Here is a 22714-nt window from a genome sequence, read left to right as displayed (position 1 = left end):
CGGTGAACGTCTCTAGCGATGTTTCATTAATTTTTTTTCGATGATGCTGACAGCTTGATACATAATGGTCGATAAAAGCGCAATGACAAGCAGGCTCATTAAGACAAGCGTAAAGTTAAAAACTTGGAACCCGTAAATAATCATATAGCCAAGCCCTTGTTTCGAGACAAGAAATTCGCCGGTAATGACTCCGACCCACGATAAACCGACATTGACTTTTAACGTAGAAATAATGGTAGGAAACGATGACGGCAATACCGCTTCTTTGAAGCATTGGTAGCGGGTAGCGCCGAATGTTTTTAGCACTTTGAGATAGTTGGCATCCACTTCTTGAAAGGCAGAATAAACGACGATCGTCGTGATGATGACAGAGATAATGACTCCCATTGCGATAATCGAAGTAAATCCCGGACCGAGCGCGACGATGAGAATGGGAGCGAGCGCTACTTTTGGCATGGCATTAAATACGACTAAATATGGATCGAGCGTTTTCGATAGGCGCGGAAACCACCATAGGAGAGCGCCCAAGCATGCGCCTGCCAACGTGCCGATAATAAATCCTAATACGGTTTCAAACAACGTGACGAGCGTATGGGTAATAAGAGAGTGATCCGCAATCTTTTGAGCAAATAAGTTCCAAATCGCTGACGGAGAGCTGAACAAAAGCGGGTCGACCCAGTTATATCTGCTTGCCGCCTCCCATAGCAGGAAAAAGGAGACAAAGATAATGAACTGAAAAAAGCGGATGAGCCGCTTTTCTTTTTTCAATGTGGCGATGTACTGCTGATGAAGAGAACGAACGTGTTCATTTGTTTGTTTCAAGTTGATCAAGCTCCTTCCAAATGGATTGGAATAGCGAGGAAAATTGCGGGTGCTGACGTGCCGCAAATGGAGATAAACGGCGCAATTCATCGGGAACAATAAAGATGCGCGCGATTCGCCCTGGTTTTGCGGAAAACAGAAAAATACGGTCGCTCATCGCAATCGCTTCACTGATATCATGCGTAACAAGAAGCGCAGTTTTTCCGTAATCCTTTAGTGTTTGCCACACTAACTCTTCCAGTTTTAATTTCGTTTGGTGATCGAGAGCGGAAAACGGTTCATCCAAAAGTAACATTTTTGGGTCTGTCGCAAGAGTTCTTACGAGTGCGACGCGCTGACGCATACCGCCTGAGAGCTGATTTGGATAATGTGTTTCGACCCCTTTTAAACCGATGTAGGCAAGCAAATCCAGCGCCCGTTTTTTTGTTTCTTCCGTCAATGTTCCCATGATTTTTAAGCCAAGCAAAATGTTTTCCTCAATCGTTTTCCAAGGAAATAAATAGTCTTGCTGCAACATGTATCCAGCTGTTGGATGAGCGCGGTCCAATTCTTTTCCTTCGACGAAAACCGCTCCTTCTGTCGGCTGGATTAATGCGGCGATAATCGAAAGCAACGTTGTTTTGCCACAGCCGCTAGGGCCGAGAAAGGAGACAAATTCCCCTTTCTCTACTGTAAACGATATATTTTCAAGGGCGATAACGGCTGTTTTTTCCGTAAAATATGTGTGGGAAACGCGGTCAACGGCTAAAAAACTCATATTTTCACCCGCTTTCGTTATTTGGACATCACTTTTTCCGCGAATGAATTATCGACAAGTGTTTCATGATCGATGCGTTTTGGCAATTCACCCGCTTCGTCCATAATGTTTTGCAAATTATTCCATTCTTCTTTGTCAAGAATCGGATTTGTCGCATATGTCCCTTGGCTTTTATAACGATCGACGACTTTTTCGATAATTTGAATATCCGTATCTTTAAAGTAAGGCTGAATTGCTTTTGCCACTTCTGCTGCGCTATGTGTTTCCACCCATTGCTCGGCTTTATAAAGTGCGCGTGTGAATTTTTCGATCGTATCTTTGTTGTTTTTAATAAAGCTTTGTTTTGCCATAAAAGTCGTATACGGGACGTGGCCGGATTCCGTGCCAAATGATGCGACAATATACCCTTTGCCTTCCTGTTCGAAAATGCTTGCTGTTGGTTCAAATAGTTGGACGAAATCACCTGTACCGCTGGCAAATGCGTTCGCGATATTAGCAAAATCGACGTTTTGAATTAGCTTTAAATCTTTATGTGGATCGATGCCATGCTTTTTCAAGACAAACTCTCCGACCATTTGCGGCATACCGCCTTTGCGCTGGCCAAGAAATGTGCTACCTTTAAGTTGGTCCCAAGTAAAGTTTTCAATTTTATTGCGGGAGACAAGAAAAGTTCCGTCCGTTTGCGTCAACTGCGCGAAGTTAATGACTGGATCATTTGTTCCTTGGCTGTAGACATAAATGGATGTTTCTGAACCGACGAGGGCGATATCGGCTCCTCCCGAAAGAAGAGTTGTCATCGTTTTATCGCCGCCCCATGTTGTGGTGAGTTCGACCTTTAATCCTTCGTTTTTAAAAAATCCTTTCGATAGGGCAACATATTGCGGGGCATAGAAAATCGAACGAGTTACTTCCGCAACACGTACTGTCTTTATTTCTTCCTTCGTTTGCTTGTTGCAAGCAGCTAGCGGAATAATAAGAAGGAAGAGAAAAAGCGATATCATAGCAATCTTTTTCATGCAGGGAACCTCCTTGGAAAGGTGAAATGAAACTTACTTCACCTTATCGTATGCGCAAGACAAAAATGTGTGAATGCCTAATGGAAAGGAAGAAATATATGGAGATGGACGGATATATCGTGGATCAATATAGATTTCCTTCCCCCAACCCGCATGTGGATGTATTTCTCGTCACGTATTTATGTCAAGGGCTGAAAATTAAAGGTTTTTTGGCCCAGCCGAAAACACCTGGAATATACGATGGTTTTTTATACTTGCGCGGCGGAATTAAAAACGTCGGGCAAGTGCGCCTATCTCGCATTACACAGTTTGCTTCGTACGGATTTGTTGTCATGGCGCCATTTTATCGAGGAAATCAAGGGGGAGAAGGAAATGAAGATTTTGTGGGGGAAGATCGGTATGACGCCCTCGCAAGTTTCCGCCTTTTGCAGCAGCATCCCTGGGTGAATACAAAACGCATTCACGTATTTGGCTTTTCTCGCGGCGGAGCGATGGCGCTTCATACAGCGATTTTGGAGCCTGCGGTTTGTTCTGTCGTCGTCTGGGGCGGAGTATCTGATATTGCATTGACATATTGGGAGCGAGAAGATTTGCGGAGAATGATGAAACGGGTAATAGGCGGAACGCCAACGAAATATCCAGAGCGCTACCGGTGGCGAACCCCCATTGTATGAGATCGAAAAGATTCAAGCCCCTGTGTTAATCATTCATGGAGAGAAAGATCGAAACGTTTCGATTGAACACGCGTATCGCCTTGAAAAAAGACTAAAAGAGGCAAATAAACAAGTGACGGCATGGTATTTTCCAAACTTTACTCATTACTTTCCACCGAAAGATAACCGCGAAACAGTTCGTCGGTTAACGGAATGGATGAAACGACAACCAAATGTATGATACGATAAAAAGAAAAGGGGTGTGTTTCAATGGGCATGCCGCTGGAATTTCAAACACTCATTGTGACAAAAGGCAAGGAAAAGCGAGTGAAAGACAATCTATTTATTCTAGAAAAGGAAGGGTATCGTATTTATCCGATCGATATTCCGCTTGAAGTGAGAAGAACGTTGCAAAGCGAAGCGAGCGGCCAAGCAGTGGTAAAAAAGTTGGAACTTGCCAACAATCAGACGATTGTAACGTATGAGCTGATTTCGTTGCATTCGATAAACTAAAAAAGGAGGGAATGATTCCCTCCTTGGAAGTTATACGATTGGACCGCCCAGCGCTTCGATTTCCGGAGCGATATGTTTAAACTTTTGAAAGTTTTCCCGGAATTTTGCGGCAAGTTCTTTTGCTTTTTGTTCATATGCTTGCTTATCGGCCCATGTATTTTTTGGCTGCAGCACTTCATCTGGTACACCAGGAATATGAATCGGAATTTCTAAACCGAAAATAGGGTCCTTCACTGTTTCGACATTGTCGAGTTCTCCTTCGACAGCTGCTTGCACCATTGCACGGGTATAGGCAAGCTTTATGCGGCTGCCGACTCCGTATTCTCCACCTGTCCATCCTGTGTTAACGAGGAACACTCGCACGTTATGTTCAACGATTTTTTTACCGAGCATTTCCGCATATTGCACAGCTGGAAGCGGTAAAAACGGAGCTCCAAAGCAAGTAGAGAATGTCGCTTGCGGAGAAGTGATGCCGCGTTCTGTACCCGCCAGCTTGCTCGTATAGCCGCTTAAGAAATGATACATCGCTTGTTCGCGCGTTAGCTTGCTAATCGGCGGCAATACTCCGAATGCGTCTGCCGTTAAGAAAATAATCGTCGACGGATGACCAGCGATGCTCGGATCAACGATATTGCTAATCGCTTGAATAGGGTAAGCAGCGCGGGTATTTTCCGTTAACGTAGCGTCATCATAATTAGGCAGTCTTGTATGCTCATCGATAATAACGTTTTCGAGCACCGCACCGAATCCGATCGCATCAAAAATTTGCGGTTCTTTTTCCCGTGATAAATTGATGCATTTTGCATAGCAACCGCCTTCGATATTAAAGATGCCGCGGTTGGACCAGCCGTGTTCGTCATCACCAATAAGACGGCGGTTTGGATCGGCGGAAAGCGTCGTTTTTCCCGTGCCGGATAGACCAAAGAATAATGCGACATCCCCTTCTTTACCGACGTTTGCCGAACAATGCATCGATAAAATTCCTTGTTCTGGGAGCAGATAATTCATCACAGTGAAAATCGATTTTTTCATTTCGCCAGCATATTCTGTGCCACCGATTAACACGATCCGCCGTTCAAAAGAAATAATGATAAATGTTTCCGATCTTGTTCCATCAACGGCAGGATCTGCTTTAAAGTTTGGTGCGCAAATAACGGTGAATTCCGCTTTGTGTGTTTGCAGTTCTTCCGCTGTTGGGCGAATAAATAGTTGATGTGCAAATAAATTTTGCCACGCAAATTCATTAATGACTTGGATAGGTAAGCGGTATTTGGGATCAGCGCCGGCAAATCCTTTAAAAACAAATATTTCATCTTTTTTCATTAAATAGTCAATTACCTTATTGTATAAGTTTTCGAAAACTTCTTCAGAAATCGGCTGGTTCGTCGTCCCCCAATCGATTTTTGATTTCGTCGAAGCTTCTTCTACAATGTATTTATCTTTTGGAGAGCGACCTGTATATTTTCCTGTCGTTACCGCAACTGCTCCGGTAGCTGTCAACCGACCTTCATTTCGTTGCAACACTTTTTCTACAAGCTGTGCTACCGATAAATTATGAAACACATTTGGCTGTTGTAATAATGTGGTAAGTTTACTTGTCATATTAGCGACTCCCATGTACAAAACCTTCCTTTTTATTGAAATGGTCTCCTTAAAATAGTATAACACATTTTTATTATTAGTCCATACTATTTGTGACAATTTCTTTTCTTTTATTTTTCTCATTTTTGTTCATAAAAAAATTGTCTAATTTTGTTGACTTTCTTTATTTAATTACGATATGATAACTCATTGAACGGATACTCTTATCCCGAGCCGGTGGAGGGACAGGCCCGATGAAACCCAGCAACCGTCACAACTGGAAATGTGTGAAATGGTGCTAACCTGTGGCAAGGCAACGTCCTTGAGCGATAAGAGTGAAAGGAGCAATATGATTGCAATGACCTTTCCTCAAAATTACAGGAAAGGTTTTTTTATATGTCTATGTGTCAAGATATATAAAAGCTATAATAAAAGGGAATGAGTACCGTATCATCTGCAGTTTGCAAGAATACAATATTTAGACGTTCGATTATGAAAAGAGGAGGAAACTGACGAATGTCAAAAAAAAGACGTTTATTTACTTCGGAATCTGTAACGGAAGGTCATCCTGACAAAATTTGTGACCAAATTTCCGATGCCATTTTAGATGCCATTTTAGAGAAGGATCCGAATGCTCGCGTCGCATGCGAAACGAGCGTTACAACAGGGCTTGTGCTCGTAAGTGGAGAAATTACGACATCAACATATGTAGATATCCCGAAAATCGTCCGCGATACGGTTCGCGAAATTGGCTATACTCGTGCGAAATATGGTTTTGATGCCGATACTTGTGCTGTATTGACATCGATTGACGAACAGTCTCCAGATATCGCAATGGGAGTCGATAAGGCGTTAGAAGCCCGCGAAGGTCAGATGACTGACGAGGAAATTGAAGCGATCGGTGCTGGAGACCAAGGGTTAATGTTTGGATTTGCTTGCAATGAAACGAAAGAATTAATGCCGCTTCCGATTTCGTTAGCGCATCGTTTGGCACGCCGTTTGTCAGAAGTGCGGAAAGAAGCCATTTTGCCATATTTGCGTCCAGATGGTAAAACACAAGTAACAGTAGAATACGATGAAAATGGAAAACCAGTGCGTATCGATACGATCGTTGTATCAGCGCAACATCATCCGGAAATTACACAAGAACAAATTGAGCGCGATATTAAAGAACATGTCATTAAGCCGATTGTACCAGCAGAACTGATCGATGAAAACACAAAATATTTTATTAACCCGACAGGCCGTTTCGTCATCGGCGGACCTCAAGGCGACGCTGGCTTAACAGGACGGAAAATTATCGTTGACACATATGGCGGTTATGCTCGCCATGGCGGCGGTGCGTTTTCTGGTAAAGATCCGACAAAAGTAGACCGCTCCGCAGCCTATGCAGCGCGTTATGTAGCGAAAAACATTGTTGCTTCAGGACTTGCGGATAAATGTGAAGTGCAGTTGGCATATGCGATCGGTGTTGCAAGACCAGTTTCCATTTCCATTGATACATTCGGGACCGGAAAAGTATCCGAAGATATTTTAATTGAAGTGGTGCGCAACAATTTTGATCTTCGTCCTGCTGGCATTATTAAAATGTTAGATTTGCGCCGCCCAATTTATAAACAAACAGCGGCTTATGGCCATTTCGGACGCACGGACATCGATCTTCCATGGGAGCGCACTGATAAAGCGGAAACATTGAAAGAGCAAGCTCTTGCGTTAGCAAAGCAATAACAAACAGAAAAGGGAGTTACGTTATGTAGCTCTCTTTTTTTGGCAAAATCAAGGGCAAACGCAACGAAAAAGCATCTGCTTCGACTGATCTACAGAAAAGATTGGCAACAATTTGTTTCAAAAGAGTAAACGAAATGTTATATTCCTATTATGTATGGTATAACCAATAGGGTAAATATAAAAGGAACAGGTGAAACAAAACATGTGTGGGTTTATCGGATGCGTTCATGATGAGCCGAAAATGCCAGACGAACAATGGCAGAAAACGTTCGAAGAGATGAATGATATGATTACACATCGTGGTCCGGACGATCATGGATACTATTTTGATGAATATGTCCATTTCGGGTTCCGCCGCTTAAGCATCATTGATTTAGAAGCAGGTCATCAGCCGCTTTCTTACGAAAATGAGCGGTATTGGATCTGTACGCGTACATATGCGCAGTGATGTGCCGGTTGGTTCATTTTTATCGGGCGGAATCGATTCTTCGCTGATTGCTTCGATTGCGAAGCAGTTTCATCCGAACATCAAAACTTTTTCGGTTGGTTTTGAATGGGAAGGGTTTAGCGAAATTACTGTTGCGGAAGAAACAGCGGAAAAATTAGGTGTCGAAAACATTAGCTACGTCATTTCACCAGAAGAGTACATGGAAGAATTGCCGAAAATTATGTGGCATATGGATGATCCGCTTGCCGATCCAGCAGCTGTTCCGCTTTATTTCGTCGCCCGTGAAGCGAGAAAGCATGTAACGGTTGTTCTTTCTGGAGAGGGAGCAGATGAGTTATTTGGAGGGTACAATATTTATTGCGAACCACAGTCATTAAAAGTGTTTGAACGGATCCCTAACCCGGTAAAATCCGCATTGCGCGTCATTGCCCATATGCTTCCAGAAGGTGTCAAAGGAAAAAGCTTTATCGAACGCGGATTAACTCCGATGGAAGAACGTTACATTGGAAATGCGAAAATGTATAGTGAAGAAGAAAAGCAAGGTTTGTTGAAATCTTACAAACATGGGTTGGAATATACGAAGATTACTCGTCCGTTTTATGAAGAGACAACCCATTATCCACCGATGAATCGGATGCAATATATTGATATTCACACATGGTTGCGCGGAGATATTTTGTTAAAGGCCGACAAAATGACGATGGCCCATTCGTTGGAATTGCGCGTCCCATTTTTAGACAAGGCCGTCTTTGAAGTGGCGGCAAAAATTCCGCCGGAAATGAAAACGGCTAATAATACGACGAAATACATTTTGCGCAAAGCGGCAGAAGGCATTGTTCCCGATCATGTTCTTCACCGCAAAAAGCTTGGCTTCCCAGTGCCGATTCGCCATTGGCTTAAAAATGAAATGCATGATTGGGCAAAAACAATCATCAAGGAAAGTGAAACCGATCATTTATTCCATAAAGATGTGTTATATCGCTTGTTAGAAGAGCATTGTGCCAATAAAGCGGATCATAGCCGCAAAATTTGGACGGTGCTAGTATTTATGATTTGGCATCAAGTCTATATTGAAAAAAAGTATGATTTTTTTCACCTATATAAAAAAGACAGGCATTCCCAGCTTATCTAATCAAGCTGATAGGGTGATGCCTGTCTTCCTATTTGCCTCCCAACATCTTAAAAAATCGACTTTGGATGCTTTTTTATTTCATCAGTCAGCGGACCGGTGAAATAAATATCATCTTGGTCATATCCCATAATAACAACGACGTAATGTTAACCGGTCTGCTCGGCGTTTCCTATTATCATTTATCTTGCTGCAGCGATTTATAATATTGCCCTTTCTCCACATACTCGCGGCGAATTCGCTCCATCTCGCGGACATCTTCGTCAGTTAATTCACGAATGACTTTAGCGGGACGGCCAAATGCGAGCGTGTGCGGCGGAATTTTTTTTCCTTGTGGGACAAGGCTTCCGGCACCGATAAACGCTCCTTCGCCAATTTCCGCACCATCGAGAATAATCGAGCCCATGCCGATTAAAGCGTTTTTTCGGATGATGGCGCTATGTAAAATGACTTGATGGCCGACGGTTACACCATCTTCAATGATAAGCGGATTGTTTGGACTTTGATGTAAAATTGAGTTATCTTGGATATTGACGCGATTGCCGATAATCGTTGGAGCGACATCTCCGCGAATAACAGTATTAAACCAAATGCTTGTTTCTTCCCCGATAACCACATCACCGGTAATGGTGACATAATCGGCAATGAAGGCAGATTCAGCGATCTTTGGAGACTTTCCTTTGTACGGATAAATCATACGCTTCTTTCCTTTCATTTTATAAAATGGTTCAGTATTATTTATTATTGTACAGATAGTGGCACGATTCGTAAACGGAGGAGATTGACGATGTGGAAATGGGAGGCAAATGAAGGAAAAGGAACGGTTGTGATTGTCCACGGAGCCGCGGAGCACCACGGGCGCTATCAATGGTTGATCGAGCAGTGGGTGAAAAGCGGTTATCATGTTGTAGCAGGAGATTTGCCTGGACAAGGGCGGACAACGAGAAGAAAACGTGGACATATCCAATCGTTTGATGAATATATTAATGAGGTGTCCGATTGGATCACGGAAGCCAAACAATTTCATGTACCGGTATTCCTTCTTGGACATAGCATGGGAGGGCTTGTTGTTATCCGTACATTGCAAGAAAAACGCCCTTCTGTACAAGGGGTTATTTTATCTTCGCCATGTTTAGGACTTGTATCGTACCCATCGAAAGGGCTTGATATGTTATCAAGAGTATTAAATTATATCGCGCCATCCCTTTTGATCGATTCAGGATTGTCTGTCGAACTGGCAACAAGAAATAAAGAAGTACATGAGACGGATAAACATGATGAGCTTTATGTGACGAAAGTATCTGTCCGCTGGTATCGTGAATTAGTAAAGGCGATGGAATTGGCTTCTCGCCGTATTCAGAAATTCCCTGATATCCCATTGCTGCTCATGCAAGGCGGGGACGATAAAATTGTCGATAAAACAGCTGTAAAAGAATGGTTTGACCGTTTGCCGATATCGGAAAAAATGTATAAAGAATGGAACAAATTATATCATGAAATTTTTAATGAACCGGAGCGGGAAGATGTTTTCTTATATGCAAAATCGTTTTTAGATACACAATGCCGACTATATCGCTAGACAATGTAAACATATCTGAGGTGAGCCTGTTGAAAATCCCGACACATCCGATCACTCTTATGAAAAAAGTCTATCGCGACGTCTTTCCGGTAGTGCATCGCGAATTAGCCTATTGGAAACAAAGAGCACAAAATATTCCAGACCCGGAACTTCGAAAACAAGCGTTGGCAAGTATTGAAACAAAAACGTTTCACTGTGAAGGAGGCTCCATTTTATCGTTATTAGCAGGGAAGGAAATGGAAGAGTGTATTCGTTTTATTGTCGCTTATCAAACGATCAGCGATTATCTTGATAATTTATGTGATCGAAGCACTTCATTAGATCCGCTTGATTTTCGAGCCCTTCATGAATCGATGCCTGACGCGTTATCGATTGATGCCGAAGTTTCGAATTATTACCGCCATCGTCAAGAACAAGATGACGGTGGCTATTTGCATGACCTTGTACGAACATGTCAAAGTGTTTTAAAGAAAGTGACACATTACGATAAAATTGTTCCGTTTTTGCATGAATTAGCTGGATATTATTGTGATTTACAAGTACATAAACATGTGCATGTAGACGAGCGAGTACCGCGTCTTGAGAAATGGTTTAAACAATATAAAGATCAGCTTCCACCAATGGAATGGTATGAGTTTTCTGCTTGCTCCGGTTCTACGCTGGGCATTTTTTGCTTAGTTGCCTATGCGTTTACAGAAACATTTCATGAGGAAATGGCAAAACAAATACGCGACGGTTATTTTCCTTATATTCAAGGGCTGCATATTTTGCTTGATTATTTTATTGATCAAGAAGAAGATCGTTTAGGAGGAGATTTAAATTTTTGTTTTTATTATCCCGATCAGTCCGTTTTGTTAGAGCGGCTTTGCCATTTTATCGAAGAGGCGGACCGCCATGTGAATCAATTGCCGCATGGGGAGTTTCATCGTCTCATTCATCGAGGACTTCTTGGTTTATATTTATCGGATGAAAAAGTAAAGAAACAAAAAGAACTCCGCCGCCTTGCGAAAAAGCTTATTCGTTTAGGCGGAATCAATTCTTGGTTTTTCTACTGGAACGGGAGAGCGTATCGTCTGTGGCAAAACAAGCTTTTATCATCTTCCAAACAAAAGAGGCTGTCTCTTTCCTAAAGGGACAGCCTTTTTATCGTTTTTCGATGGCAATAATAAAAGGAGGATTGTTTTTTTGATTGATGAATTCATATTTTAATACGTGAGCGCTCTTTTGATCCATTGACTTTACATAATGAAGAAGCGCATCCCGTTCGATGGCGCCTTCCGGATGGCCATGATAAACAACGAGAACGATGATCCCTTCTTTCGCCATAATTTGCATCAATTGCTCAATGGCGCGGATCGTTGAATCAGGTTTTGTTACGATTCGCTTATTACCGCCAGGCAAGTAGCCGAGATTAAACATTGCTCCGGTGATGCGGCCATGATAAATAGAGGGAATTTTTTCGATCAGTTGATCGTGGCTTGCTTGAAATAACGTTACTCGGTTTAACATATTGTGTTCTTGAAGGCGGGCCGATGTTTTCGCAATCGCCTCTTTTTGAATGTCAAACCCAAATACGTGTCCAGATTCTCCAACGCGCTGGGCTAAATAAAGCGTGTCATGCCCGTTTCCGACCGTGGCGTCGACGGCGATATCTCCTTCATTCACCGCAAGATCCATCAATGTTCGGGTAAAAGGAAGGATTTTGGCCAATTTCATTGTTTCATCACTTCTTTTTTGTAATATTTCCCTTGATAGCTGTCGCGGCGTTCAAGTTCCGCATCAATTGCGTTTAATACTTCCCATTTATTGACGCTCCACATTGGACCGATCATTAAGTCGATTGGGCCGTCCCCTGTAATTCGGTGCACAATCATTTCTGGAGGTAAAATTTCTAACTGATCACAGACAAGGTTCACGTATTCTTTAAATGACAAAAATTTGACTAGCCCTTTTTCATATTGCTTTACCATCGGTGTTCCTTTTAACAAATGAAGCAAGTGAATTTTAATCCCTTGAATGTCCATGCTTGCCACTGTTTTTGCTGTTTCCATCATCATATCGTAATCTTCAAGCGGAAGCCCGTTAATAATATGAGCACAAACGCGAATGCCATGTTTGCGAAGTTTTTCAACTCCTTTTACAAAGCATTCAAAATCATGTGCACGGTTAATAAGCATGGCTGTCTGTTCATGAACGGTTTGCAAGCCCAGTTCGACCCATAAATAAGTGCGCTCGTTCAATTCGGCCAAATATTCGACCACATCATCAGGGAGACAATCCGGGCGAGTCGCAATGGACAATCCTACAACTCCGTCTAAGTTAAGGACGGTTTCGTATTTTTCCCGCAATACATCTACGGGAGCGTGTGTATTCGTAAAAGCTTGGAAATAAGCTAAATATTTCCCATCCTTCCACTTTTTATGCATTTTTTCCTTAATGTTATTAAATTGAGTCACAAGGTCATCAGCACGATTGCCCGCGAAGTCGCCAGAACCTGCCGCGCTGCAAAACGTACATCCGCCATAAGCGACTGTCCCATTGCGATTCGGACAATCAAAACCGCCATCAAGAGCGACTTTAAATACTTTATAGCCAAACGTTTGTCGTAAATGATAATTCCATGTATGGTAACGTTTATGATCGTTTGTATATGGAAATGGGTTGAACTGTTTCAAAACAAACAGCCGCCTCCTTATTTAAAATAACATCATTTCAGCATTGTAACATGATTAGCGGGAAAAATCGACTATTGCCAATCATTAACGTGATATTCGCAAAATGAAATGTGCACATTAAAAGATGAAACAAACGATTATACGCTTGGAGGGAACATAATGGCAACGCGGCAATCGGTCGATGAATTTTTGCAGCATTGCGAAGATGTCATTCGCTATGCAAAAGAGCAATATACAGAGGCGCAAAAGCAAGAGCATTATAATGACCTTGAATATACACAAGCACAGCAAATGTTAGAGAGCGCAATCAATGATTTGGCGCATTTAGCGCTTAGCTGTAATGCGCAACAGCGCGAGCAGCTGCATCGGATGCGTTTGCAGCTTCAACAATTGCAAAATGAAATGATTTTGTTTAATCATTAAGGAGGGCGTACGTCGTGAAAAAACGTTCCAAACAAAACAATCCTGAGCAAAAGACGAGAAACGGCATCAACAATCATGATATCGAATTAGGAAAAGATGTTGATCCGGTGAAACAAGCGAAAAAAGCGTACGAACAAACAGGCGGGCAGCCGCAAAAATCGAAACAGCACGTCGAAGAGTAAAAAAGCTTGTCGACAAAGTCGACAAGCTTTTTTATTGCCTTTTTTCATCCATCTACATACAATTTACTTTGTTACTCAAATATTGAAGGAGGATTACATATGCCCCGTGCGCTTTGGATATTAATGATCGGCATGGCCATCAACGTGACAGGGGCTTCTTTTTTATGGCCGATGAATACGATTTACGTTCATGAGCAGCTTGGCAAATCACTCTCTGTCGCTGGAATGGTGCTCATGCTCAATTCCGGAGCAAGCGTGGTTGGAAACTTAGCCGGAGGGCTATTGTTTGATAAAATTGGCGGTTTTAAGTCGATGATGATCGGAATTGTCGCGACGATGTCCGCGCTTGTTGGCCTTGTTTTCTTTCATGGCTGGCCGCATTACGCCATCTTTTTAACGATCATCGGGATGGGAAGCGGGATTGTATTTCCAGTAGCGGCTGCGTATGCGGGAGCAATTTGGCCAGAGGGCGGAAGACGGGCATTTAACGGGCTTTATGTCGCGCAAAATATTGGCGTGGCAGTTGGTTCGGCGCTTGGCGGCGTAGTCGCGTCGTATTCGTTTACGCTTATTTTCCTTGCCAATTTATTGCTATACGCCGTCTTTTGCTTGCTTATCGTGTTTGGATTGCGTCATGTCCGCGCTGTCAAAGCGGCAAAATCAAAGGAGGCCGAAGCAGTGAAAGGAGAGGCGCGGGCCAATTGGTACGCGCTAGTGACGCTTTGTATCGGTTATTTTTTATGCTGGATCAGCTATGTGCAATGGCCGACGACGATTGCTGCTTATACGCAGACACTTCATATTCCGCTGCGGCAATATAGTCTCCTTTGGACAATCAACGGCGCGCTGATTGTATTGGTGCAGCCGCTCTTGTCTGTCGTGATCCGGCGATGGATGCCTTATATCAAGAAGCAAATGCTGGTCGGGTTTGCGATTTTTGTCGTTTCGTTTGCTTTATTGCTAGAAGCAGATTCATTCGTGGAATTAGCCGTTGCGATGGTCGTCTTGACGATGGCGGAGATGATCGTCTGGCCGGCGATTCCAACGGTGGCAAGCGAGCTCGCTCCTGCAGGGAAAGAAGGGTTTTACCAAGGATTTGTCAACAGCACGGCTACCGCAGGGCGGATGGTCGGTCCGGTGCTTGGCGGGTTGATCGCTGATTACGCTGGCATGAAACCACTGTTTTCCGTACTTGTTTTCTTTTCCGCACTTTCGCTTGTCACGACGTTCTTCTATGACCGGAACTTGCCAAAGAAGCAAAGCAAAGGGAAACAAACGCTTACAGTAGGGTAGACATGTTCTCTGCTTCATTTTTTATCTGAAAAAATATGGAGGTTGACAATCCTCATCGAAAACGGCATATATGAGCTGAATCCGCGGGAAATGTGGCATAGAATAGATGAATAACACAAGCGACGCGCGGATATTGACAATCTCTATTTTCCCTACTTGCAATAAAACGACAAATTTTTTAAAATATTATACACGAACAATATCGGTAAATAACGGTGAAAAGGAGTAGTAGTGAACAAAACGGACTGCAGAGAGTTGACGGCTGGTGCGAGTCAACCGAAGTTTGTTCACGAACTCGCCTTGGAGTTGCGAACATGAGCGGCTGTGTGGTTGCCTCGTAATGTTCGCCGTGAATCTGCGTTAACGATATTGAGTGAGCATGCGCTGATGCATGCTAAGAAGGGTGGTACCGCGGGAATTTTCACCTCTCGTCCCTTTTGGGATGGGGGGTTTTTTCATACGTATTTTCGTTAACAATGATGGATATGAAAAAAGAATAGGAGGAAAGACAATGAGCTTTAATCATCGGGAAATCGAAAAAAAATGGCAAGAATACTGGGAAAAAAATAAAACGTTTAAAACGGTCGATGACGATGACAAACCGAAATTTTATGTGCTAGATATGTTCCCGTATCCTTCGGGAGCTGGGCTTCACGTCGGACACCCGGAAGGCTACACAGCGACGGATATTTTAGCACGAATGAAGCGAATGCAAGGATATAACGTGCTTCATCCGATGGGATGGGACGCTTTCGGATTGCCTGCTGAGCAATACGCTCTTGATACTGGAAATGACCCTGCGGAATTTACGGAGAAAAACATTAATACATTCCGCCGCCAAATTAAATCGTTAGGATTTTCGTACGACTGGGACCGAGAAATTAATACGACCGATCCGAATTACTATAAATGGACACAATGGATTTTCTTAAAGATGTATGAAAAAGGATTAGCTTATATGGATGAAGTTCCGGTCAACTGGTGCCCGGCGCTAGGAACGGTGCTGGCAAATGAAGAAGTAATTGACGGAAAAAGCGAACGCGGCGGCCATCCAGTCATCCGCAAACCGATGAAACAGTGGCTGCTTCGCATTACAGCGTATGCGGATCGCCTTTTGGAAGACTTAGAAGAGCTAGATTGGCCGGAAAGCGTTAAAGAAATGCAGCGAAACTGGATTGGGCGCTCAGAAGGGGCAGAAATTCGTTTTGAAGTTGATGGCCATGATGAAACGTTCACTGTCTTTACAACTCGCCCAGATACGCTGTTTGGCGCAACATATACCGTGTTGGCGCCTGAACATCCTCTTGTCGAAAAAATTACAACTCCGGAACAAAAAGCGGCAGTAGAGGCATATTTAGATACAATTAAAAGCAAAAGCGACCTTGAGCGTACGGATTTGGCGAAAGAAAAAACAGGAGTATTCACCGGTGCATACGCGATTCATCCGGTCACTGGCGAGAAGCTGCCAATTTGGATTGCTGATTATGTGTTAATGAGCTACGGTACGGGCGCGATTATGGCCGTGCCAGCACACGATGAGCGCGACTATGAATTTGCGAAAAAATTTAATTTGCCAATCAAAGAAGTGGTCGCCGGCGGCGATATTGCGAAAGAAGCGTATACGGGCGACGGAGAACATATTAACTCCGATTTCTTAAACGGTCTCAACAAAGAAGAAGCGATCAAGAAAATGATTGAATGGCTAGAAGCCAATGGAAAAGGGCAAAAGAAAGTCACATACCGCCTCCGCGACTGGTTGTTCAGCCGTCAGCGCTACTGGGGCGAACCGATCCCGATCATCCACTGGGAAGACGGTACCATGACGCCGGTGCCGGAAGAAGAACTTCCGTTAAAGCTTCCAAAAACGGATCAAATTAAACCGTCGGGTACAGGAGAATCGCCGCTTGCGAACATCGAAGAATGGGTGAATGTCGTCGATCCGAAAACAGGAAAAAAAGGACGCCGTGAAACGAATACGATGCCGCAATGGGCAGGAAGCTGCTGGTATTATTTGCGCTATATTGACCCGCATAACGATAAACAGCTTGCCGATCCGGAAAAATTGAAAAAATGGCTTCCGGTTGACGTGTATATCGGTGGGGCGGAGCATGCTGTACTCCACTTATTGTATGCGCGCTTCTGGCATAAATTTTTATACGATATTGGCGTTGTACCGACAAAAGAGCCGTTTAGAAAACTATTTAACCAAGGAATGATTCTTGGGGAAAACAATGAAAAAATGAGTAAATCAAGAGGAAATGTCGTCAACCCGGACGATATTATCGAAAGCCATGGCGCCGATACGCTCCGCTTATACGAAATGTTCATGGGGCCACTTGAAGCGTCCATCGCATGGTCAACAAAAGGGTTAGACGGGGCGCGCCGTTTCTTAGACCGTGTTTGGCGCTTGTTTGTCGGTGAAAATGGCGAGTTGAATCCGAAAATCGTTGACAATCCAGAAACAGATACACTAGAGCGAGTGTATCATCAAACGGTGAAAAAAGTAACGGAAGATTATGAAGCGCTTCGTTTTAATATAGCGATTTCGCAATTGATGGTATTCATTAATGAAGCATATAAAGCGCCGGTATTGCCAAAAGAGTATATGGAAGGATTTGTGAAACTATTATCACCGGTTTGCCCGCATATTGGGGAAGAACTATGGCAAAAACTCGGCCATAATGATACGATCGCATACGAACCATGGCCAACATATGATGAGTCAAAATTAGTTGAAGAGGAAGTCGAAATTGTTGTTCAAGTAAATGGAAAAGTAAGAGCAAAACTGCGTGTACCTGCAGATCTATCAAAAGAAGAGCTTGAACAGATGGCTATGCAAGACGAGAAAATTCAAGAACATATTGCAGGAAAAACAGTGCGTAAAGTGATTACTGTACCGGGAAAATTGGTGAATATCGTCGCAAACTAATCGCCCCTCCTTTTCTTGAGGGAGAAATGTTTGAAAAGGGGATTGGATGATGGGAGAAGTTAAAGAAATTACAGCAGCAGAAGTAAAAGAAAAACTCGAACGCGGTGAAAAACTAAATTTAGTCGATGTGCGCGAAGATGAGGAAGTGGCGCTTGGCATGATCCCTGGCGCCAAACATATCAAAATGGGGGAAATTCCAAGCCGGCTCGATGAATTCAATAAAGAGGAAGAATATATTTTCGTCTGCCGTTCCGGCCGGCGCAGCGAAATGGTTTGCCGCTATTTGCAGGAGCTAGGCTACCATGTCCGCAATATGGTGGATGGGATGCTGGCATGGGAAGGGGATACCGTTCCGAAAAAATATTAAAGGTCATTGATTATTTGTGAAGATATAAAAAAAGCGTTTGGCTATTTGGTCTGGAAATAGCTGAACGCTTTTTTCTTTAATTGTTTACGTGAAATATAACGATATAACAAATCTTAATGCGGCAGAATGTATGAAAGGTTAGGGAGAGTTCTTTCGCTGATATTCTATTTTTAGGAAAGTGAAGGAATTTCTCTTTGTAAATGGAATGAGTAAATGAGGGGAAACCATAATGGGGGAGGAAGGGAAATAAAAAAATGTATAAAGTAAAATTATTTGATGAAGAGCATGAAAAAGATTTAGAACGCGCGGTGAATGCGTTTTTGGCAGGACTAAAAGAAGGGCAGCTGATTGATGTGAAATATAATGTTGCGATGATGGAATCCGAAGGAGAGCAAATTTATTGCTTTTCAGCAATGGTTATTTATCGGACCTAACGCCATCCGTTAGGTCCGTAAAGCGATTGCGTGGTTGGCTGCGTTTACTCCGGCAAGTCTTCCAGTGACAAGGGCTGCTGTGATGTTATATCCCCCTGTATAGCCATGAATGTCCAAAATTTCTCCGCAAAAGTAAAGCCCCTCCATCAATTTAGAAGCCATTTTTTTCGGATGAATTTCTTTAACGGAAACGCCTCCGCCAGTGACGAACGCTTTTTCTAGCGGCAATGTGCCGTGAACGTGAAACGTAAATTGTTTACAATGTTGAATGAACGTTCGAATTTTTTCGTGCGAAAGCATTCCGGCCGGTGTTTGCGGATCGATATGGCTTTGTTCGAGTAAAAATAATATATATCGCTCCGGTAGCAAGCCTTTCAACACGTTTTTGATCGCTTTTTTAGGCTCTTCCTTGCATAGATGGGCAATGTGCTGAAACAGCTCTTCCTTATTTTGATCAGGAAGTGCGTCAATGCTCATCATAACCGCGTCTTTGCCATGCTTTTTCAGCTCTTTTACGACAAATTGGCTGCAGCGAAGGGCGGCGGGACCGGAAATGCCGAAATGGGTAAACAGCATGTCCATTCGATGGGTAATGATCGGTTTTCCGTTTGGTTTCAGGACGCTTAAAGCGACATCGCGCAACGACAATCCTTGCAGTGTCCGCTCTTGAATAAACGGTTCATTTGATGTAATCGGAACCTCGGTTGGAAATAGTTCGGTGATCGTATGTCCTGCCTTTTCCGCCCAAGCATAGCCATCGCCGGTAGAGCCTGTTTGCGGAATCGATTTGCCGCCAACGGCGACAACAACTGCTTTTGCGCCAATAAATTCGCCTGTTTTTAGCGTTACGCCGATCGTTTTTCCATGCTCGTATTCGACGTTGGCAACCGGTGTGTTGAGCCGAATGTCTACATGCAGCCGTTTTAATTCGTTTACTAACGCTTGTACAACAGATTGCGCGTTATCGGTCACCGGAAACATGCGGCCATGATCCTCTTCTTTTAACTGTACGCCTAACCGTTCGAAAAAGCGGATAATATCTTCATTATTAAATTCAGAAAAAGCGCTGTATAAAAACCGTCCATTTCCTGGAATATGTTTAATAATTTCCTCCACTGGAAGGCGGTTTGTTACATTGCATCGCCCACCGCCGGAAATGGCAAGCTTCCGCCCGAGCTTGTTCCCTTTTTCAATAAGAAGCACTTTTGCGCCCTGTTCCGCAGCGCCAATTGCCGCCATTAATCCCGATGGCCCTCCCCCAATAACAACAACTTCATATGTCATCTTCTTCACTATCCTTTCCTTCTGGATTATAATGGAGCGGGGGAAATTTTCTCGACCTGACCAAAAATATGATAAAATAACATAGTTATTATTTTCAATGTGATCAAATTAGGGAAGGGATGGTATGTCTACCTCAAAATTATTGCGCGGGACGTTTATTCTGACAGCTGGTGTTATGATTTCCCGGATTCTCGGTTTAATTTATGTCATTCCTTTTTATCATCTTGTAGGGGAAGAAGGCGGTGCGCTTTACGGATATGGATATGTGCCGTACCAAATTTTTCTCAGCCTTGCTACAGCAGGACTGCCACTGGCGGTTTCCAAGTTTGTGTCCAAATATAACGCTTTAGAAGAGTATCGTGTCGGTTATGTGCTATTTCGATCGGGATTACGATTAATGATCGTTACCGGCATCGTTTCTTGTGTTGTTTTATATACCATTGCTCCATGGATTGCTCCGTTTGTGATTGATGAACGTGCGAACGTCAATTCTACTGATGACGTCGTAACTGTTATTCGCGCGGTAAGTTTTGCGCTTATTATCGTTCCGGTCATGAGCTTAATCCGCGGTTTTTTCCAAGGCCATGAATCGATGGGGCCGACAGCGCTATCACAAGTAGTTGAACAAATCGTCCGCATCACCTTTTTGTTAATCGGTTGTTACGTTGTGTTGCGCGTATTTGAAGGTTCTCTCGTTACGGCAGTCAGTGTGGCAACGTTTGCTGCATTTGTCGGCGCACTCGGTGGGCTCGCTATTCTTATTTGGTATTGGTGGAAACGAAAGAAGTATCTGGATGATTTATTAGAGAGAGATCGTGGACAAGTCACGCTTTCCTTGAAAGAAATGTACAAAGAATTGTTTCTGTATGCAGCGCCGTTCGTTTTTGTTGGGCTGGCGATGCCGCTTTACCAGTTAATTGATCAGTTTACCTTTAACCATGCGATGGCGAACATAGGGCTTGGGAAAATTTCTGAGCATGCTTATTCTATTTTTAATATATGGGCGCAGAAACTTGTCATTATTCCGGTAACGCTCGCGACATCGTTTAGTTTGACGCTGATTCCAACGATTACAAAGGCGTATGTAGAAAAAGACCGGAGATCGTTGCGAAAATATTTAAACCAAACGTTTCAAGTCGTCATGTTTTTAACATTGCCTGCCGTTGTCGGCATGGCACTTCTTGCAGAACCAGTTTATGCCGCGTTTTATAGCTATGATCCGCTTGGAGAGCAAGTGTTGCGCTGGTATGCGCCAACCGCCATTTTGTTCGCATTGTTTTCCGTGACAGCGGCGATGCTGCAAGGCATTAATCAACAACGTTTTTCGGTCGTCAGCTTAACGATGGGACTTTTTGTGAAACTGTTACTCAATACGTTTCTTATCACAAAATTGGCGACGATTGGCGCGATACTTGCGACGATGTCTGGTTATTTTGTTTCGGTTGTATTTAATTTATGGATTATTAAAAAATACACCAACTACCAATATCAGTTTGTCATGCGCCGCACGATTTTTATTGGAATATTAACGGCGCTTATGTCAGGATTTGTTGCGATTGTGCAGCTGCTTTTGAAATCAATGCTGCATTATCATGGCGGAAGAGTGGAATCGATCGTGATTGTTGCGATTAGTGCGCTTATCGGCGCTGGGGTGTATTTCTTTTTCAGCGAACGGTCTGGGCTGCTTGCCTCGCTGTTTGGAAATCGATTTGCGTTTTTGCAGCGCAGAAAGGAAAAGAAGGCGGTCTCTTAGCCGCCTTCTTTTCTAAAAGATTAAAATTGTTCAAAAGGAAGCCCAAGTCGGCGCTCGACGCGTTGCAAACGGCGGTTAAGGCGATTGAGACGATCTTCATGACGCTGTAACGTCCGTTCGATCCGATTCAGTTGCTGTTGAATGTTTCCGAAACCTCCTGGGAAGCCTGGGCCAAAAGGTTGAGTAGGTTGTTGACGATAATCATCTGTCACTGGAAGATAATAATAATTCATTATGGGCAAATCTCCTTTCTTCTTTTTTCTTTCATAGTGTATGGAAATAGGAAGAATGCGGACTAGACAAACGCCTAATTGAAGCAAATTTTTTAAAAGGTGGTGAAAACATTGGGATTGCGTATTGATAAAATGCTCGCCAACATGGGGTACGGGACAAGAAAAGAAGTAAAAAAATTGCTGAAATCAGGAGTCGTCAAAATTGACGGGGTTGTGGTCAAAGATCCGAAAACACAAGTCAACCCGACGGAGCAGGTCGTGACAGTGCGGGGAAAAGAAGTGGAGTATAAAGAATTTATTTATTTAATGATGAACAAACCGCCGGGAGTCGTTTCGGCGACGGAAGATGTGGTGGAAGAAACGGTTGTTGACCTGCTAGAAGAGGAAGATCGCGTGTTTTCGCCATTCCCAGTTGGGCGTCTGGATAAAGATACAGAGGGGCTTTTATTGTTGACGAATGATGGGCAATTAGCTCATCAGCTGCTTTCCCCGAAAAAGCATGTGCCGAAAACGTATTTTGCCGTTATTGAGGGGGAAGTGACAGAGGAAGATGTGGCGGCATTCCGCCACGGGGTGGTGTTGGATGATGGTTATGAAACAAAGCCAGCGGAACTGGTGGTTTTAAAATCGGGACTTCGTTCGGATGTGGAGGTAACGATCACAGAAGGAAAGTTTCACCAAGTGAAGCGAATGTTCCGGGCGATAGGTAAACGGGTCGTTTACTTAAAACGGATTCAAATGGGGCCTCTTGTGCTTGATCCGTTGCTAGATCTTGGTGAATATCGAGAATTGACGGATGAGGAAGTGGAGATGTTAAAACAATTTCGCCCATGAACCTTCCTCCCTTCACTCCGTTTAGAGGAGGAGAGGCTTCTCTGGGATTAAAGCTGAAAAAAAAGGAACCGCACTTAGGTT

At 43.4% G+C, this 22714-nt stretch carries 21 protein-coding genes, 2 pseudogenes, 1 riboswitch and 1 other annotated feature; of the genes and pseudogenes, 14 read left to right on the top strand and 9 right to left on the bottom strand.

Annotated elements, in window-relative coordinates; all coding sequences use genetic code 11:
- Positions 1-12: 12 nt before the first annotated feature.
- From B9L23_RS16505 to B9L23_RS16495, 3 genes are read right to left on the bottom strand one after another with little or no spacing between them, the layout of a single operon-like run.
- Positions 13-822, bottom strand: coding sequence for an ABC transporter permease (locus B9L23_RS16505; protein ID WP_089098034.1), 810 nt, complete (start codon positions 820-822; stop codon positions 13-15).
- Positions 806-1579 (bottom strand): ABC transporter ATP-binding protein, encoded by a 774-nt coding sequence (locus B9L23_RS16500; RefSeq protein ID WP_015864875.1) that lies wholly within the window; start codon positions 1577-1579, stop codon positions 806-808. The genes B9L23_RS16505 and B9L23_RS16500 overlap by 17 nt, the downstream gene beginning before the upstream one ends.
- A gap of 17 nt (positions 1580-1596) precedes the next feature.
- On the bottom strand, positions 1597-2595 hold the full coding sequence (locus tag B9L23_RS16495; RefSeq protein ID WP_089098033.1) for an ABC transporter substrate-binding protein: 999 nt from the start codon (positions 2593-2595) through the stop codon (positions 1597-1599).
- A 104-nt stretch (positions 2596-2699) separates the two neighbouring features.
- Between B9L23_RS16495 and B9L23_RS16490 the strand changes: the two are divergent.
- Positions 2700-3489: pseudogene (locus B9L23_RS16490) on the top strand (alpha/beta hydrolase family protein).
- A gap of 29 nt (positions 3490-3518) precedes the next feature.
- Entirely contained in the window at positions 3519-3761 is a 243-nt protein-coding gene (locus B9L23_RS16485) for a DUF2584 domain-containing protein (protein WP_015864872.1), read from the top strand.
- A gap of 30 nt (positions 3762-3791) precedes the next feature.
- Here B9L23_RS16485 and pckA read toward each other — a convergent pair whose 3' ends face one another.
- Positions 3792-5378, bottom strand: a complete 1587-nt coding sequence (pckA, locus tag B9L23_RS16480) for a phosphoenolpyruvate carboxykinase (ATP) (RefSeq protein ID WP_062755056.1) — start codon at positions 5376-5378, stop codon at positions 3792-3794.
- A gap of 185 nt (positions 5379-5563) precedes the next feature.
- Positions 5564-5678: riboswitch (SAM riboswitch) on the top strand.
- 180 nt (positions 5679-5858) lie between these two features.
- Between pckA and metK the strand changes: the two genes are divergently transcribed.
- Positions 5859-7070, top strand: coding sequence for a methionine adenosyltransferase (gene metK / locus B9L23_RS16475; protein ID WP_015864870.1), 1212 nt, complete (start codon positions 5859-5861; stop codon positions 7068-7070).
- Between the two features lie 202 nt (positions 7071-7272).
- Positions 7273-8650, top strand: a pseudogene (gene asnB / locus B9L23_RS16470) (asparagine synthase (glutamine-hydrolyzing)).
- Positions 8651-8825: 175 nt separating this feature from the next.
- Here the strand turns inward: asnB and B9L23_RS16465 are convergent.
- Complete coding sequence (locus B9L23_RS16465) at positions 8826-9344, bottom strand: gamma carbonic anhydrase (RefSeq protein WP_062755052.1); 519 nt, start codon at positions 9342-9344, stop codon at positions 8826-8828.
- A 90-nt stretch (positions 9345-9434) separates the two neighbouring features.
- Here B9L23_RS16465 and B9L23_RS16460 point away from each other — a divergent pair, with 90 nt between their 5' ends.
- Positions 9435-10226: an alpha/beta hydrolase gene (locus tag B9L23_RS16460; protein ID WP_089098032.1), complete on the top strand. Its 792-nt coding sequence runs from the start codon at positions 9435-9437 to the stop codon at positions 10224-10226.
- Between the two features lie 29 nt (positions 10227-10255).
- Positions 10256-11356 (top strand): tetraprenyl-beta-curcumene synthase family protein, encoded by a 1101-nt coding sequence (locus B9L23_RS16455; protein WP_062755048.1) that lies wholly within the window; start codon positions 10256-10258, stop codon positions 11354-11356.
- A 13-nt stretch (positions 11357-11369) separates the two neighbouring features.
- Here the strand turns inward: B9L23_RS16455 and mnmM are convergent, their stop codons facing one another.
- Both mnmM and mnmL read right to left on the bottom strand, forming a co-directional pair.
- Positions 11370-11942, bottom strand: a complete 573-nt coding sequence (gene mnmM / locus B9L23_RS16450; protein ID WP_089098031.1) for a tRNA 5-(aminomethyl)-2-thiouridylate-methyltransferase MnmM — start codon at positions 11940-11942, stop codon at positions 11370-11372.
- Entirely contained in the window at positions 11939-12901 is a 963-nt protein-coding gene (mnmL, locus tag B9L23_RS16445) for a tRNA modification radical SAM protein MnmL/YtqA (RefSeq protein ID WP_089098030.1), read from the bottom strand. Before mnmL ends, mnmM begins: the two co-directional genes overlap by 4 nt.
- A 159-nt stretch (positions 12902-13060) precedes the next feature.
- Between mnmL and B9L23_RS16440 the strand changes: the two genes are divergently transcribed.
- From B9L23_RS16440 to B9L23_RS16415, 6 genes are all read left to right on the top strand, one after another.
- Positions 13061-13324, top strand: a complete 264-nt coding sequence (locus tag B9L23_RS16440) for a YtzC family protein (RefSeq protein WP_062755042.1) — start codon at positions 13061-13063, stop codon at positions 13322-13324.
- 14 nt (positions 13325-13338) lie between these two features.
- Positions 13339-13506 carry a hypothetical protein gene (locus B9L23_RS16435; protein WP_062755040.1) on the top strand — a complete coding sequence of 56 codons (168 nt, stop codon included), beginning with the start codon at positions 13339-13341 and terminating at the stop codon, positions 13504-13506.
- A 99-nt stretch (positions 13507-13605) separates the two neighbouring features.
- Positions 13606-14799, top strand: coding sequence for an MDR family MFS transporter (locus B9L23_RS16430; RefSeq protein ID WP_089098029.1), 1194 nt, complete (start codon positions 13606-13608; stop codon positions 14797-14799).
- Positions 14800-15005: 206 nt separating this feature from the next.
- Positions 15006-15238: a binding site (T-box leader), on the top strand.
- Positions 15239-15310: 72 nt separating this feature from the next.
- On the top strand, positions 15311-17728 hold the full coding sequence (leuS, locus tag B9L23_RS16425; protein WP_062755036.1) for a leucine--tRNA ligase: 2418 nt from the start codon (positions 15311-15313) through the stop codon (positions 17726-17728).
- 49 nt (positions 17729-17777) lie between these two features.
- Complete coding sequence (locus B9L23_RS16420) at positions 17778-18095, top strand: rhodanese-like domain-containing protein (protein ID WP_062755034.1); 318 nt, start codon at positions 17778-17780, stop codon at positions 18093-18095.
- A 254-nt stretch (positions 18096-18349) separates the two neighbouring features.
- Positions 18350-18529 (top strand): sporulation protein Cse60, encoded by a 180-nt coding sequence (locus B9L23_RS16415; protein WP_015864857.1) that lies wholly within the window; start codon positions 18350-18352, stop codon positions 18527-18529.
- Positions 18530-18538: 9 nt separating this feature from the next.
- Here the strand turns inward: B9L23_RS16415 and B9L23_RS16410 are convergent, their stop codons facing one another.
- A complete protein-coding gene (locus B9L23_RS16410) occupies positions 18539-19813 on the bottom strand; it encodes a BaiN/RdsA family NAD(P)/FAD-dependent oxidoreductase (RefSeq protein WP_089098028.1) in 1275 nt (424 codons plus the stop codon).
- A gap of 124 nt (positions 19814-19937) precedes the next feature.
- Here B9L23_RS16410 and B9L23_RS16405 point away from each other — a divergent pair, with 124 nt between their 5' ends.
- Positions 19938-21566: a putative polysaccharide biosynthesis protein gene (locus B9L23_RS16405; protein WP_015864855.1), complete on the top strand. Its 1629-nt coding sequence runs from the start codon at positions 19938-19940 to the stop codon at positions 21564-21566.
- A gap of 20 nt (positions 21567-21586) precedes the next feature.
- On the opposite strand, the gene B9L23_RS16400 is transcribed toward B9L23_RS16405, so the two are convergent.
- The gene (locus B9L23_RS16400) at positions 21587-21799 is read right to left on the bottom strand and encodes a hypothetical protein (RefSeq protein WP_015864854.1); all 213 of its coding nucleotides are present in this window, start codon (positions 21797-21799) and stop codon (positions 21587-21589) included.
- Between the two features lie 111 nt (positions 21800-21910).
- Here B9L23_RS16400 and B9L23_RS16395 point away from each other — a divergent pair, with 111 nt between their 5' ends.
- Entirely contained in the window at positions 21911-22633 is a 723-nt protein-coding gene (locus B9L23_RS16395) for a pseudouridine synthase (protein WP_089098027.1), read from the top strand.
- Positions 22634-22714: the final 81 nt, after the last annotated feature.

Origin of the sequence: Parageobacillus galactosidasius (assembly GCF_002217735.1) — a bacterium.
Lineage (GTDB): Bacteria > Bacillota > Bacilli > Bacillales > Anoxybacillaceae > Parageobacillus_B > Parageobacillus_B toebii.
Note: the sequence above shows the minus strand (reverse complement) of the source record. Positions and strands in the feature narration are given on the sequence as shown.

Excerpts from the sequence above, each read along its gene's own strand:
- B9L23_RS16460 (WP_089098032.1), top strand. The coding sequence starts at position 9,435 with ATGTGGAAATGGGAGGCAAATGAAGGAAAAGGAACGGTTGTGATTGTC.
- B9L23_RS16440 (WP_062755042.1), top strand. The coding sequence starts at position 13,061 with ATGGCAACGCGGCAATCGGTCGATGAATTTTTGCAGCATTGCGAAGAT.
- leuS (WP_062755036.1), top strand. The coding sequence starts at position 15,311 with ATGAGCTTTAATCATCGGGAAATCGAAAAAAAATGGCAAGAATACTGG.
- B9L23_RS16405 (WP_015864855.1), top strand. The coding sequence starts at position 19,938 with ATGTCTACCTCAAAATTATTGCGCGGGACGTTTATTCTGACAGCTGGT.
- B9L23_RS16485 (WP_015864872.1), top strand. The coding sequence starts at position 3,519 with ATGGGCATGCCGCTGGAATTTCAAACACTCATTGTGACAAAAGGCAAG.
- pckA (WP_062755056.1), bottom strand. The coding sequence starts at position 5,378 with ATGGGAGTCGCTAATATGACAAGTAAACTTACCACATTATTACAACAG.
- B9L23_RS16410 (WP_089098028.1), bottom strand. The coding sequence starts at position 19,813 with ATGACATATGAAGTTGTTGTTATTGGGGGAGGGCCATCGGGATTAATG.
- B9L23_RS16495 (WP_089098033.1), bottom strand. The coding sequence starts at position 2,595 with ATGAAAAAGATTGCTATGATATCGCTTTTTCTCTTCCTTCTTATTATT.
- B9L23_RS16415 (WP_015864857.1), top strand. The coding sequence starts at position 18,350 with ATGTATAAAGTAAAATTATTTGATGAAGAGCATGAAAAAGATTTAGAA.
- B9L23_RS16400 (WP_015864854.1), bottom strand. The coding sequence starts at position 21,799 with ATGAATTATTATTATCTTCCAGTGACAGATGATTATCGTCAACAACCT.
- B9L23_RS16500 (WP_015864875.1), bottom strand. The coding sequence starts at position 1,579 with ATGAGTTTTTTAGCCGTTGACCGCGTTTCCCACACATATTTTACGGAA.
- B9L23_RS16420 (WP_062755034.1), top strand. The coding sequence starts at position 17,778 with ATGGGAGAAGTTAAAGAAATTACAGCAGCAGAAGTAAAAGAAAAACTC.
- B9L23_RS16465 (WP_062755052.1), bottom strand. The coding sequence starts at position 9,344 with ATGATTTATCCGTACAAAGGAAAGTCTCCAAAGATCGCTGAATCTGCC.
- B9L23_RS16430 (WP_089098029.1), top strand. The coding sequence starts at position 13,606 with ATGCCCCGTGCGCTTTGGATATTAATGATCGGCATGGCCATCAACGTG.
- metK (WP_015864870.1), top strand. The coding sequence starts at position 5,859 with ATGTCAAAAAAAAGACGTTTATTTACTTCGGAATCTGTAACGGAAGGT.
- mnmM (WP_089098031.1), bottom strand. The coding sequence starts at position 11,942 with ATGAAATTGGCCAAAATCCTTCCTTTTACCCGAACATTGATGGATCTT.